Here is a 13,281-nt window from a genome sequence, read left to right as displayed (position 1 = left end):
GCGTTTCGATAGCCGGATACGGGGGCTTCGGCATACGGGTAAATACTGGATATTGGTAATACCAGTTTACCTGTTGGGAGGGCTGACCTAGACTGCGTTGACTCGGCATGCGTGCGGCGCGGCAGTGTGGTCGCGGGCATCCGGATCTGCACCCCTACAAGAAGCAGAACGCAGGAGACCCGAGTGAACGACGACGACAATCCGCTGAATCCGCCCAGGCGCCGCAGCCAGGCCTGGTTCGGCCGGCTCGACCGCGACGGGTTCATCTACCGCTCGTGGCTGAAGAATCGCGGGATTCCGCACGACCAGTTCGACGGCCGTCCGGTCATCGGCATCTGCAATACCTATTCCGAACTCACCCCCTGTAATTCGCATTTCCGCACGCTGGCCGAGCAGGTCAAGACAGGCGTGTGGGAGGCTGGCGGGTTTCCGCTGGAATTCCCCGTCATGTCGCTCGGGGAAACCCTGCTGCGCCCGACTGCCATGCTGTTCCGCAACCTGGCCAGCATGGACGTGGAGGAGTCGATCCGAGGCAATCCCATCGATGGCGTGGTGCTGCTGATGGGCTGCGACAAGACCACGCCGGCGCTGATGATGGGCGCCGCCTCGTGCGACCTGCCAGCCATCGGCGTCTCCGGCGGCCCCATGCTGAGCGGCAAGTTTCGCGGGCAGGAGCTGGGCTCGGGCACCGACGTGTGGAAGATGTCGGAGGAAGTCCGCGCCGGCCATATGTCGCAGGAAGACTTCTTCGAGGCGGAAAGCTGCATGCACCGGTCGCACGGCCATTGCATGACGATGGGCACCGCTTCCACCATGGCCTGCATGGTCGAATCGCTCGGCATGAGCCTGCCGGGCAACGCGGCGATTCCCGCCGTGGACGGCCGCCGCAACATCCTCGCCCGCGCATCGGGACGGCGCATCGTGCAGATGGTCAAGGACAACCTCGTGATGTCGAAGATCCTGACCCGCGATGCTTTCGAGAACGCGATCAAGGTCAACGCCGCGATCGGGGGCTCGACCAACGCGGTGATCCATCTGCTGGCCATCGCCGGGCGCATCGGCGTGGAACTGAACCTCGACGACTGGGACAAGCTCGGCCACGCCCTGCCCTGCCTGCTCGATCTTCAGCCATCTGGCCGCCACCTGATGGAGGACTTTTACTATGCGGGCGGCCTGCCGGCGGTGATCCGCGAGCTTGGGCCCGTGCTGGCGCGCGATGCGCTGACGGTCAACGGCAAGACGCTCTGGGATAACTGCAAGGATGCGCCCAACTGGAACCGCGAGGTCATCCACGCGTTCGATGCGCCCTTCAAGCCCGGCGCGGGCATCGCCGTGCTGTACGGCAATCTGTGCCCGGATGGCGCGGTCATCAAGCCTTCGGCCGCGACCCCGGCGCTGCTCAGGCACACCGGGCGTGCCGTGGTGTTCGAAGACAGCGAACACATGCACGCGCGGCTTGACGACGAGTCCCTCGATGTCGACGAAACCTGCGTGCTGGTGCTGAAGAACTGCGGCCCGCGCGGCTACCCGGGCATGGCCGAGGCCGGCAATATGCCGCTGCCGCCCAAGCTGCTGCGCAAGGGCATTACCGACATGGTGCGCATATCGGACGCACGCATGAGCGGCACCGCCTATGGCACGGTAGTGCTGCACGTGGCGCCCGAGGCGGCCGCCGGCGGTCCGCTGGCACTGGTGAAGGACGGAGACATGGTGGAGCTCGATGTGGAGGCCCGCAAGCTGCATCTGCATGTCGCCGACGAGGAACTCGCCCGCCGGCGCGCCGCCTGGCAGCCCCCTGAACCGCCGATGGAGCGCGGCTGGACCCGGCTCTATTTTGATCACGTGCAGCAGGCTAACCGTGGCGCCGATCTCGATTTCCTGGTCGGCAAGAGCGGTGCCGGCGTGCCGAAAGACAACCACTGAACGACGGGAAGAAGCCCGACAACACCGCCCGTCCGGCGCGGTGCGCGACACAAGGAGACGCGACGCATGGCATCGGTACAGATTCGCGCAGTGGAAAAATCTTTTGGCGGCACGCAGGTCATTCGTGGCGTGGACATCGATATCGCGGATGGCCAGTTCACGGTGCTCGTCGGCCCGTCCGGCTGCGGAAAATCCACGCTGCTGCGCATGCTGGCCGGCCTGGAGGAAATCACCGCGGGCGATATCCTGATTGGCGACCGCGTGGTTAACCAGCTGCCGCCCAAGGAGCGCGACATCGCGATGGTGTTCCAGAACTACGCGCTCTACCCGCACATGTCCGTGTACGACAACATGGCTTTTTCGCTCAAGCTTGCGGGCATGCCCAAGGAAGCGATCCGGCAGAAGGTGGACAAGGCGTCAAGCATCCTGGGCCTCGGCCAGTTGCTGGATCGATACCCGAGACAACTCTCCGGTGGCCAGCGGCAGCGCGTGGCCATGGGGCGCGCGATCGTGCGGGACCCGCAGGTTTTCCTCTTTGACGAACCGCTGTCCAACCTCGACGCCAAGCTACGCGTGCAGATGCGCGCCGAGATCAAGGAGCTGCATCAGCGGCTTCGTACGACTTCGGTCTATGTCACGCACGACCAGATTGAAGCCATGACCATGGCGGACCAGATCGTCGTGATGCGCGACGGCCGCGTGGAACAGCGTGGCCGACCCCTCGACCTCTATGACCATCCGGACAACCTGTTCGTGGCGGGCTTTATCGGGTCTCCGGCGATGAACTTCATCCCCGGCACGTTGCGCCGCCAGAACGGGCAGGCCACGGTGGAGTTTGCCGACGGCACGCGCCTGCCGCCGCCGACGCGCCTTGGCGCCGATGCGGGCACGGACGGCCAGCGCGTGATCTACGGCGTGCGGCCCGAACATCTCGGCTATGGCGCGCCCGGCCAGGGCTTTCCGACCAGCGTTTCGGTGGTGGAGCCGACCGGCGCCAATACCGAGGTGTATTCGCGTTTCGGCGAAACCGAGTTCATCTCGGTCTTCCGGGAGCGCCACGACTTCGCGGCGGGCGAGGCGTTGCACCTGGTGCCGGATCACCAGCACACCCACCTGTTCGACGCCGAATCCGGACAGGCCCTTCCCCGGCATTGACAACAACAGCAGGACCAGTACGGCGGCACCACCCATGACCATGGAGGAGACGAAGCGATGAGCACCCCCAGCAACATCACGAGACGCGATTTCCTGGTATCCACGGCAGCGGTCGCTGCCACCACGGCGCTGGGCGGCAATGCCTTCGCCGCACCGGCTGCCCTGCAATACAAGCCCGAAGCCGGCGCCAAGCTGCGCGTGCTGCGGTGGAAGCGGTTCGTGCAGGGCGATGAAGATCTGTGGAATGCCAATACGAAGAAGTTCTCCGAGCTGACGGGCGTCGAGGTGCGCGTCGACAACGAAGGCTGGGAAGATGTCCGCCCCAAGGCCGCCGTCGCGGCCAGCGTCGGCACCGGGCCGGACATCATCCTGGGCTGGTTCGATGATCCGCAGCAGTACCCCGACAAGCTGGTCGACCTGTCCGACCTGGCCAATTACCTCGGTGGCAAGTACGGCGGCTGGTACGACGTGTGCAAGAAATACGGCATGCACAGCGGCAAATGGATTGCGCTGCCGCTGGGCGTGGTCGGCAACGCGCTGGTCTATCGCGAGAGCCACGTCAAGGCCGCAGGCTTCGACGCCATCCCCAAGGACACCGCTGGCTTCCTCAAGCTGTGCCAGGCGCTCAAGGCCAAGAACACGCCCCCTGGCTTCGCGCTGGGCAAGGCCGTGGGCGACGGCAACAACTGGGCGCACTGGCTGCTCTGGTCGCACGGCGGCATGCTGGTCGACGCCAAGGGCAAAGTCGTGGTCAATTCGCCGGAGACCTGGGCCGCGCTGGAGTACGCCAAGCAGCTCTATGCCACGTTCGTGCCGGGCACCCTGTCCTGGCAGGATCCGTCGAACAACAAGGCCTTCCTCGACGGCCAGCTCAGCCTGACCGCCAATGGCATCTCGGTCTACTACGCGGCCAAGAATTCGAAGGAGCCCAAGATGCAGGAGATGGCGCGCGATATCCAGCACGCGCACTTCCCTGTCGGCACCAGCGGCAAGCCCACCGAGCTGATGCAGATCACGCAGATGATGGTGTTCAAGTATTCGAAGTTTCCGAACGCGGCCAAGGCTTACCTGCAGTTCATGATGGAGCCGGAGCAGTACAACCCGTGGATGGAGGCCGCCATCGGCTATGTCAGCCAGCCGCTGAAGGCCTACGAGTCGAACCCGATCTGGACGGCCGATCCCAAGCACACGGTCTATCGCGACGCGGCCTCGCTGATGCTCGACAACGGCCACGCCGGCCCGCTCGGCACGGCGTCGGCAGCGGCGATGGCCGACTACATCGTGCTCGACATGGTGGCCGAGGCAGCCAGCGGCGCGAAGACGCCGAAGGAAGCCGCCGCACGTGCCGCGCAACGCGCCGAGCGCTACTACAAAGCTTAGAGGTCGTTTAAAAAAGATCCTGAAGCAACCTCTTAGTCATGCAGGAACCGCTGCGGCGCCCACGCCGCAGCGGCAGTCGACCAGGAGCCTCATGCTGTCCCGCCTGTCAAACAACCGTCATGCGCTCGGGTTGCTGTTCATGCTGCCCACCGCGCTGTTGCTGCTGGTCTTCCTGACGTATCCGCTCGGGCTCGGCGTCTGGCTGGGATTCACCGACACCAAGATCGGCCGCATCGGCGAATGGATCGGCCTGTCCAACTTCAGCTATCTGGCCGGCGATTCGCTGACGCAACTGGCGCTGTTCAATACGATCTTCTATACGCTGCTGGCCAGCGTGCTGAAGTTCGTGTTTGGACTCTGGCTGGCGCTGCTGCTCAACCGGAACCTGCCGTTCCAGTCGTTCTTCCGCGCGGTGGTACTGCTGCCGTGGATCGTGCCCACGGCGCTGTCGGCGCTGGCGTTCTGGTGGATCTATGACGCGCAGTTCTCGATCATCAGCTGGACGCTGGTCAAGCTCGGGCTGATCGATCGCTATATCGATTTCCTCGGCGACCCCTGGCTGGCGCGCTTTTCCACCATCGCGGCCAACGTCTGGCGCGGCATACCGTTTGTCGCCATCTCGCTGCTGGCCGGCCTGCAGACCATTTCGCCGACGCTGTACGAGGCGGCCTCGATCGACGGCGTCACGCCGTGGCAGCAGTTCCGCTATGTCACCCTGCCGCTGCTGACGCCGATCATCGCGGTGGTGATGACGTTCTCCGTGCTGTTCACCTTCACGGACTTCCAGCTGATCTACGTGCTCACGCGCGGCGGCCCGCTTAATGCCACGCACCTGATGGCCACGCTGTCCTTCCAGCGCGCGATCCCGGGCGGTTCGCTGGGCGAAGGCGCGGCGCTGGCCACGATGATGGTGCCCTTCCTGCTGGCAGCCATCCTGTTTTCCTACTTCGGGCTGCAGCGGCGCGCCTGGCAACAGGGAGGCGACAAATGAAAGCCAAGGCGGCCAATACCGAGCAACAAGGGATGGATTACCTGCAGTCCGTTCCGCGACGCTGGGTCACCCTCTACATCCCGCTGGGCGTCTTCGTGTTCGTGCTGCTGTTTCCGTTCTACTGGATGGCGATCACGGCGTTCAAGCCGGATGGCGAGTTGCTGATGCAGAGCGCCAACCCCTTCCTGGTGATGGCGCCGACGCTGGCCCACTTCAAGAAGCTGCTGTTCAACACGCCTTACCCGGCCTGGCTGCTCAACACCGTGATTATCTCCACGGTCTCCACGTTCGCCTCGCTGGCCGCGAGCGTGCTGGCGGCGTATGCCATCGAGCGCCTGCGCTTCCAGGGCGCCAAACAGGTCGGGCTGGCCATCTTCCTGGCATATCTGATTCCACCGTCCATCCTGTTTATCCCGCTGGCGTCGATCGTGTTCCAGCTCGGCCTGTTCGATACGCGCTGGGCGCTGATCCTGACCTATCCCACCTTCCTGATTCCCTTCTGCACCTGGCTGCTGATGGGCTACTTCCGCTCGATTCCGTACGAGCTGGAGGAGTGCGCGCTGATCGACGGCGCCACGCGCTGGGAAATCCTCGTCAAGATCATCCTGCCGCTGGCCGTGCCGGGCCTGATCTCGGCAGGCATCTTCGCGTTCACCCTGTCATGGAACGAGTTCATCTACGCGCTGACCTTTATCTCGTCATCGGAGGTGAAAACCGTTCCCGTGGGCATCGTCACCGAGCTGGTGGAAGGCGATGTGTACCACTGGGGAGCGCTCATGGCGGGCGCCTTGCTGGGGTCCCTGCCGGTGGCGGTGATCTATTCGTTCTTCGTCGAGTACTACGTATCGGGGATGACCGGGGCGGTGAAGGAATAGATCGCGTCCTCTCGCGCATGTTCGGCGGACGTTGACTTGTCAGACACGTCATCGTGAACAACCCGGGATGGCATCTGGGATCGCAATCCGAGGCGGAACCGCCTGAGCTCGCGCGCATCGAGGCCGTCGTCGGCTAACGTTTCCGCCCCGACGGCCTGCATGCGCCACTCCCGATATCGCGGGCGGGATTTCCGCTCTGCAAGCGTAGACCGTACTCAAAGTGCTAGGCGTTCCTGGTGTTACGCAGCGCTGCCTCCAGCACCTGTTCCACCGACACAGCAGCCCTGTCGGCAACCACACCCGCCACTGTGCGCGCCACAAACGGATCACTGGCTACGAGAACACGGATCAGCTCGCGTACCCCAATCTTTTCGAAGTAAGGTGGATCCGGATCTCCAGGATTCCCGTGAGGAGGGATAACCAATTCTGGAATCTGATTAGACAGCTTCTTCAAACGCCTCCAGCAAGCTTCTGCTGCGGCCTGGTACTCACCATCCCATTCGATAGCCAAGTTATCGGCGCGCACAGTGGTCCACAGGGTTCGACTGGGGTAGTAGTTCTTCATCACCGACGGGGACGATTCGTTCACCGTGACCTCGATCCCTAAAACGATATCGGCGAGTGCACCGTCGATCATAAGTTCGAGCCGTCCGCCGTTGACTGTGAATGTGCATTGCACCGGGTGCATCGCGGGCGCGTTCATCATGTGGCCGGAATTATCTCGACATTGCACTTGAAGATTCAGCGTGTTGCCGGCGGCTGGGTTGAGTGGTATGCCGTGGACTTTCCACGAATAGGCAGGCGCCTCGTAGCCCGCTGACCGAGCTTGAAGCACCAGGAAGGTCCGGAAGGTCTTGACCCGGAAGTTGAACTCACGCGTTGCTCCGATAGGACACGGCGCAACGAGCGCCCTGTGCCAATCACCAGTGCCAACCGGCAGGACGTTGGTCATCGTTTCTTCGAGCGTGATGCGGAAGTCCTGCCAGGCATTTCCTCCGCCGATGCTTAGGTTCACCGAAGCGAAGCCGGGCGCGAAATCGCTCACCCGTACGACGAAGTGCCCGCTGAATGAGTGAAAATCGAGATCGCCTGCAGCTGCTTCGAGATCGATGCGACCGACGAAGCGAAGCCGGACCGCAGCGGGATCCGGTACCGCACCGCTGCCGACAAAGAAGTTCCCGGCGAGGAGGATGATCGATGCGTTGCCGATACCCGCGTCGTAGGAACTATCCTTGCGGCGTAATTCGAGGAAATGCGTGTCTCCACCAGGCACGTTCGGCGGAACGACCACCAGGACTTTCCGTCGATTTGGCCATGCCCCGATTGCGACGTCGCGCGCGTACAACCGCACATTGACGGGTGTCTGCGCATAGGTGGCCGGAACGTACTCCACCGAATCAAGATGATTGAACACGCCATTCGGGTTCACGGCGCGATACTGATTGATGTACAGGTGCGCGGCAGGAATGTACGGCCCAACGATCCTTGCCGGGTTCGTAGGCCCCTGCACGCCCGGCAACAGGGGATTCGGCCCTCGGTCGAAAGAGAAATCCGCCGCGGCACTCATTATTGAGTAAGGGCAGCCGTATTCGTTGTACGCGGCGTCGAGCTCATGACTCAGTCCAAACGCATGACCGACTTCCTGGCAAGTCTGATCGAACCCGCTCAGCAGATCGAAAACCGCCGCGGTAATCAGCTTGCCGTTAGGCGCTTTGTGCGCGCCGCCACCGAATAAATCGGTCTGCTGCGCGAAGAAGATGATGCAGCGGTCGAACTGATTCCAATTGGGATGACTGGCGTTCTCGACGGCAACCAGGACCGCGCGCACCAGCCGATCACGATCATCGGCCGCGCCCGTCCGCGGGTCATTCACCGTAACCGGAGGAAAAATGACATTCGCCATATCGACTTGTTGAAACGTCGCGGTCCTCCAGAAGTGGGCCATGCTGAACGGAATATTGGGATCCATCCAGTTGGTTGCGACTGTGTCGGACCACATTTGGCTTGCAGGCGTGCCGGGAAAACTCGCGCGAATAAACGCAATCATCGTTACACCCCGATTTCGTGGATAACATTGAACATAGGTCCGGTGTCACACCTTGTCGAGTTTTTCTGGTTCAAACCTGCCGCACGAACGGGTGCGGCCGCTTGACGTCTTTCGCGGGATCTTTATGCCGGTATGTGCATTCACTGCACCCGGGAGATGCGAGTTCCCTCCACTCGGAAGATGGCAGCCGATCCGCCTCTACCAATCATCGGTAACGACACAGATGGGCGCAGAGAGGTAACCCTGATTATCTTTGGCTGCGCCCGCGCCGCGCGTTTACCTACTATGGACAGACCAGGGCCACCCCGGCCTCGCGCGCAATGGGAGATCCGCCATGCCAACTGCCTCGATCGAAAGCGCCAGGACATTTCTCCTCGACGTAAAGCTGCCGCCCGTCGACCCCGATACGAGCCCGATGCTGCTCGATGCGGAAGCTCCCGCATTTGAAGCGGACAAGGACCAGGCTGTCGTGGTGGGCTCCGGCGTGCTGACCTTTGCCAAGGGCGTGCCGCCCGAGCGCCGCAGCGCCGTGGCCAACTCGCTGCTGCTGGCGCAACTCGTGGCCCGACGCGTGGTCGGCGATCCGTCAAACGTGGATGCCTGGTACAAGGAATACGTGTCGGTGCTGGCCAATATCGGCTGGCTGGTGGAAACGAGCACTGCCACGAAATACGTGGAAGGCACCCAGAATTTCGAAACCCACAAGGCGATCATGTCGGTCGCGGCATTGCTGCTCGGCCCCGGGGCGCCCGGTGCGCTCGCGCTGGTCAATACCACGCTGGACGCGCTGGCAAGCATGGACGACACCAAGCCGTGGATCACGATCTTCAGCCGCGAGACGCGCGCCGCCAACGTCTCCAGCTTCCAGGTCGCGCTGGCGGAGCAGTCGCCGGACGGCCACTTCGTGGTCTCGATGATGGCGTTTGCGCTGAAGGCCGGCTCGGCGGTGACGCAGGTGTTGTTCTTCAAGGCCAAGAAGAATGACGTGGAGCTCACCCACTACGATTCCAAGGCCGAAATCAACCTTGCGGTGCTCGACGCGCTGGAGCCCGAACTCAGCAATCGCGTCGCGCAGCACAGCAAGTCCTTTATCAGCCAGTTGCCCGACCTGTAACCGCGCGGATGGCGCGTGCTTCATGGCGGATGACGCTGGCGTCATGGTGGATGACGCTGGCGTCATGGCATCTGCCGTGGCGTACGCCGCTTACCGCGTCGGAATCGTCGTGACGCGGAGTCCCTGCTGCGTGGCGAGGGACACGAACGCAGCGGTGGTGTCCGCGCCCGGGCGCGCCACGCCCTCCCACACGGCAAACGCATGCAGGGCCGCCACGGGCACGAAGGTGCCCGCCAGTGCGCTGGCCTGCGCGATGATCGCCGCATTGGTCGCAAGGTAGTCGCGTTCGTCGTCCCCCGAGCCGGGCAGCGTCACCAGATCGCCGTCCTGCACGGCCTTGTCGATATGGCGCGTGAAACTTGCCATCCACTCGCCCGGCCGGTCCCGCACCGACGTCTCGGCAAAGCGGTGTGCGTCGAACGGCAGCACGATGCGCCGCCGGATCCGGCGTATAGCGGCCGTATCCAGCGCGATGAGGTCCGCCCCGCAGGCGGCCGAGCACACCAGCGCCACCGCTTGCACGCGTTCCAGCTCGGCGGCAATCCGTGCCGCGACGTGCTCGACGTTGGCCAGGGGAAAGCGCGACAGGATCGCATCCGCGGCATCGATGCGCCGCCCGGCCAGTGCGACCACCGCGTGGACTGGCGATGCTGCCGGCGCTGTGTGGCTCACGCGCGCCTCGCTCCGCCGGCTTCCGCCCAGCGCTCCAGGCTCTGCTGCAGCCGCAGCGCCGCCGCCTTCTCCGCCGGCTCCGCATGCAGCATGTATTCGGACAGCACGAAATCGGCCTGGTCGCGCACGGTGCGCCAGTTGTTGATGGCGGGCAGTCGGCTCTGCAGCTTGCCGAGGTCATTCAGGATCGATGGCAGGTCCCGCGCCAGCGTTCGTTCGGCGGCGCTGCGGTAGACCCATATCTCCGTCAGCGCGGAGCGGCTCCAGAAATCGGGCTCGGCGTTGTTCCGCTCCGGCGACGCCCTGACCAGGCCCTCCCAGTCCGCCTGATAGTCGCCCGGGGTGCCCTCCATCCAATGCGCCACGAGCTCCGCCGAACACCGGTTGATGACCGCGTAGAACGCATTGCCCGCGCCCTGCGCAATGCCGGCCGCCTCGGCGGCCCGGTACAGGCGCAAGGCCTCGGCCACGGCTGCGATTTCGGCTTCCCGACAGCCGGCAAAGCGCTCCACCATCGCCAGGCGCTTGCTGGCGGAGCCGCACAGCGCCAGCCTTTCCATCGACGAATGCAGGGACACCAGCCGCGCCAGGCTGGCCGTCGTCTCCACCAGTTGCGCACGCGAGGCATCGATGACCGGTTGCAGCAACGCGGCTTGCGGCGCGCTGCCGGAGGCCGACTGCGCGCTGGCCCGTGCCGAGGCATCGCGCACGCGCTGCAGTGCCAGCCGCACCTGCATATTGGCCAGCTGTTCCGCCGCGTACATCGTCGCCTTGCTGTCGATGGCGGTCACGGCCTTCTGGTACCACGCCACGGCTTCCTCCAGGTCGCCGGCTTCGCGCCACGCCGTCGCAAACGCCTCCGCCACCGCGCCCATGCGCTCCCACCGGGGCTCGGGCTGGGCAAACTTGCGGTACAGATAACGCAGGCGCTTGCAGGACTCCTCGATATCGGCACCGTTGACGCGCAGCTCGGTCTGGATCTGCTCGATTGCCAGCAGCAAGCCGTGCGGCGACGCAATCACCGAGTACGCCGCGGCGAATCGGACTTCGTCGTCCACGGCAGGGTCGCCGGCGCCACGGTCCTGCCGGTCACGCCATTCGGGCAGGCACCAGTCCGCGTCGCCATAGCACTGATAGGCGGCCCACGTATTGCTGCGGGGATTGGCACGGTAGGCGGCCTCTCTGGCGATCGCCACCGCATCCAGGAAGCGGCGGCCATTAAGCAGCGCCTGGTAGAAGCTGGTGGCGAAAGTCTCGGCCGCCGCATCGTCCACCGCCCATCCCGCCGCCACCACGCAGCGCACGCCAATCTTGATCAGGCCGTCCGCCACGCTTGCCGCGAAGTACGGACGATGAAACGGCGCGGCGGGTCGGGTATCGAGCAGCGCGGCGGTGTCGGTATGGGCGAGGTAGCAGCAATTGACGAAGACCAGTTCCGGCACGCGCTGCATCTTGGCGAATTCCTCCGGCCCCAGGAAGGTCCCGTTCGACAGCACGATGCCGCCGGCGCGCGTCGCGCTATCGGTGTGTGGCGTGGCGGCCGCTGCGCCCGAATCGCCTCCCCCGGCCCCGCCCCCACCTACCGTTTCGACAGCGGGCTGCCCGTGCGCGGCAATGTGGACGATGCCCCAGTCGGTGTCCAGCAGCATGGCCACCACCTTGCGAGCATCGGGCCCACGGTCCGTATCGGTGGTGCCGACGAGCGTCTCGACGCGGCTCACCCCGCCGAAATTGCCTGACAGCAGCTTGGAGACGGCGCGTGCTTCCCGCCGAGCACCCGGCAGCAGCGGATAGCGCGGATCGTCGGAACAGGGATCGCCGATGACCAGCATCGGCGCCAGCCGGCCGGTGTCTTCCACTTGCCGCCGGAATTCCTGGGTCCGCAGCTTGCGCAGCAACTTGGCGCGGATGGCCCACGGCTTGTACTCGACATCCTCGCTCGCGTCCGCATCCCTGCCGCTGTCCAGCAGTTCCCACGGAATCCCCGCCGTGCCGGCATCCAGTTCGATCTGCATCTCGCTGGCGCCGGCAAGGAACGGCCGCATCTCCAGCGGCACCAGCAGCTTGAACAGCGTGCGGCCCACGCTGGCGTCGTCACCGGTGTTCGACGACGCCACGGTCACCAGCTCGCGCAGCAGGCGGCCCTGGGCCGCCACCGCGCGCACCTCGGTCCGCGCGCGCCGGGTATCGAGCGTATAGACGATGGACGAGTCCCCGTTCTCGTCGGTTTGCGTCACGGCCGTGATCAGGTCGAAATCCGCGCCCCGGTAGCTCGATTCGAGCGGACGCAGCAGCGCGCCCGTGCTGCCACGGATGTAGCGCCGGATGTCATAGCGGCCCGGGCATGCCTGATCCAGCAACTGCAGCGCGCGCCAGGCTTCCGACGCGCGATCCAGAAACAGTTCGACCAGGCTGAGGCGCTCCACGTACGGCCATCCCGCTGCCGCGAGCAGGCGGTTGGCTTCGCACACGCCCTCGGCCACGGAGCGCGCCGCCTGGCCTGCAGACATGCCCGTGCCGCCGCTGCCGACCAGCGATGCGGCAACCGTAAATGGCGCGTGCACGACGGGCGCGTCGTCCGCCGCGGGGGTGCTCTCGGCAAGGTGCTGCGCCCAGGCGATCACGCCAAGACGCACGGTAGCGGCCAGTCCGCTGGCGCGCAGGTGGCCCTCATCGCCCAGCCCCACCACCACCACGCCGCTGGGGCGCGGCATGTTGCGCAACGGATTGATCTTGTCCGCCGTGGCATTGACAAAGACCTGCTGCGTCTTGAGGTCGTGCGGGTAGCGTCCGAGCCGTATCGACATGGACATGGCGCTGCCCATCAGCCAGTCCATCACCGCCTCGGTGCCGGCCAGCGCGCTGCCGCGGTAGTGGCCCACGAGCACCGGATCATCGGTGAACATCAGGTTGCCGTTGACGACTTCCACCCTCAGCGCGGCGATCTTCAGCGCCAAGGCCGTCGCGCCGGACAGTACGGGACGCTTCTGCCCCAGCGTCATGCGCTGGCCGGGCGGGTCGCCGGCAGCGCCCCGCATGGGCCCCGCCGCCGCCGATCCCACTCCGGCCTGCCGGGCGGCCCTGAGCCGCATGGCACTGTCCTGACGCTTCATGTTCACCTGCC

At 64.8% G+C, this 13,281-nt stretch carries 9 protein-coding genes; 6 read left to right on the top strand and 3 right to left on the bottom strand.

Annotated elements, in window-relative coordinates:
* The first annotated feature begins 183 nt into the window (after positions 1-183).
* The 5 genes from BLR29_RS27070 to BLR29_RS27050 all read left to right on the top strand — a co-directional run bounded on the left by BLR29_RS27070 (position 184) and on the right by BLR29_RS27050 (position 6,324).
* The gene (locus tag BLR29_RS27070) at positions 184-1,923 is read left to right on the top strand and encodes an IlvD/Edd family dehydratase (RefSeq protein ID WP_255371457.1); all 1,740 of its coding nucleotides are present in this window, start codon (positions 184-186) and stop codon (positions 1,921-1,923) included.
* A gap of 66 nt (positions 1,924-1,989) precedes the next feature.
* On the top strand, positions 1,990-3,078 hold the full coding sequence (locus tag BLR29_RS27065; RefSeq protein ID WP_092141572.1) for an ABC transporter ATP-binding protein: 1,089 nt from the start codon (positions 1,990-1,992) through the stop codon (positions 3,076-3,078).
* 57 nt (positions 3,079-3,135) lie between these two features.
* Positions 3,136-4,458 (top strand): ABC transporter substrate-binding protein, encoded by a 1,323-nt coding sequence (locus BLR29_RS27060; RefSeq protein WP_092141569.1) that lies wholly within the window; start codon positions 3,136-3,138, stop codon positions 4,456-4,458.
* Positions 4,459-4,549: 91 nt separating this feature from the next.
* The gene (locus BLR29_RS27055) at positions 4,550-5,449 is read left to right on the top strand and encodes a carbohydrate ABC transporter permease (protein WP_092141566.1); all 900 of its coding nucleotides are present in this window, start codon (positions 4,550-4,552) and stop codon (positions 5,447-5,449) included.
* A complete protein-coding gene (locus BLR29_RS27050; protein ID WP_092141563.1) occupies positions 5,446-6,324 on the top strand; it encodes a carbohydrate ABC transporter permease in 879 nt (292 codons plus the stop codon). The genes BLR29_RS27055 and BLR29_RS27050 overlap by 4 nt, the downstream gene beginning before the upstream one ends.
* A 223-nt stretch (positions 6,325-6,547) precedes the next feature.
* Here the strand turns inward: BLR29_RS27050 and BLR29_RS27040 are convergent, their stop codons facing one another.
* Positions 6,548-8,371 (bottom strand): hypothetical protein, encoded by a 1,824-nt coding sequence (locus BLR29_RS27040; protein WP_143018540.1) that lies wholly within the window; start codon positions 8,369-8,371, stop codon positions 6,548-6,550.
* A gap of 334 nt (positions 8,372-8,705) precedes the next feature.
* On the opposite strand from BLR29_RS27040, the gene BLR29_RS27035 reads away from it, so the two are divergent.
* Positions 8,706-9,485, top strand: a complete 780-nt coding sequence (locus tag BLR29_RS27035) for a hypothetical protein (RefSeq protein WP_092141554.1) — start codon at positions 8,706-8,708, stop codon at positions 9,483-9,485.
* Positions 9,486-9,575: 90 nt separating this feature from the next.
* On the opposite strand, the gene BLR29_RS27030 is transcribed toward BLR29_RS27035, so the two are convergent.
* Complete coding sequence (locus BLR29_RS27030; protein ID WP_092141551.1) at positions 9,576-10,157, bottom strand: hypothetical protein; 582 nt, start codon at positions 10,155-10,157, stop codon at positions 9,576-9,578.
* Positions 10,154-13,270, bottom strand: a complete 3,117-nt coding sequence (locus BLR29_RS27025) for a CHAT domain-containing protein (protein WP_092141548.1) — start codon at positions 13,268-13,270, stop codon at positions 10,154-10,156. The genes BLR29_RS27030 and BLR29_RS27025 overlap by 4 nt, the downstream gene beginning before the upstream one ends.
* Positions 13,271-13,281: the final 11 nt, after the last annotated feature.

It is taken from the genome of Cupriavidus sp. YR651 (assembly GCF_900101625.1).
Lineage (GTDB): Bacteria > Pseudomonadota > Gammaproteobacteria > Burkholderiales > Burkholderiaceae > Cupriavidus.
The sequence above is the reverse complement of the archived record's forward strand: the minus strand, read 5'-3'. Positions and strand labels throughout refer to the sequence as shown.

Coding starts and splice junctions, on each gene's coding strand:
- BLR29_RS27035 (WP_092141554.1), top strand. CDS start 8,706: ATGCCAACTGCCTCGATCGAAAGCGCCAGGACATTTCTCCTCGACGTA.
- BLR29_RS27065 (WP_092141572.1), top strand. CDS start 1,990: ATGGCATCGGTACAGATTCGCGCAGTGGAAAAATCTTTTGGCGGCACG.
- BLR29_RS27060 (WP_092141569.1), top strand. CDS start 3,136: ATGAGCACCCCCAGCAACATCACGAGACGCGATTTCCTGGTATCCACG.
- BLR29_RS27025 (WP_092141548.1), bottom strand. CDS start 13,270: ATGAAGCGTCAGGACAGTGCCATGCGGCTCAGGGCCGCCCGGCAGGCC.
- BLR29_RS27050 (WP_092141563.1), top strand. CDS start 5,446: ATGAAAGCCAAGGCGGCCAATACCGAGCAACAAGGGATGGATTACCTG.
- BLR29_RS27040 (WP_143018540.1), bottom strand. CDS start 8,371: ATGATTGCGTTTATTCGCGCGAGTTTTCCCGGCACGCCTGCAAGCCAA.
- BLR29_RS27055 (WP_092141566.1), top strand. CDS start 4,550: ATGCTGTCCCGCCTGTCAAACAACCGTCATGCGCTCGGGTTGCTGTTC.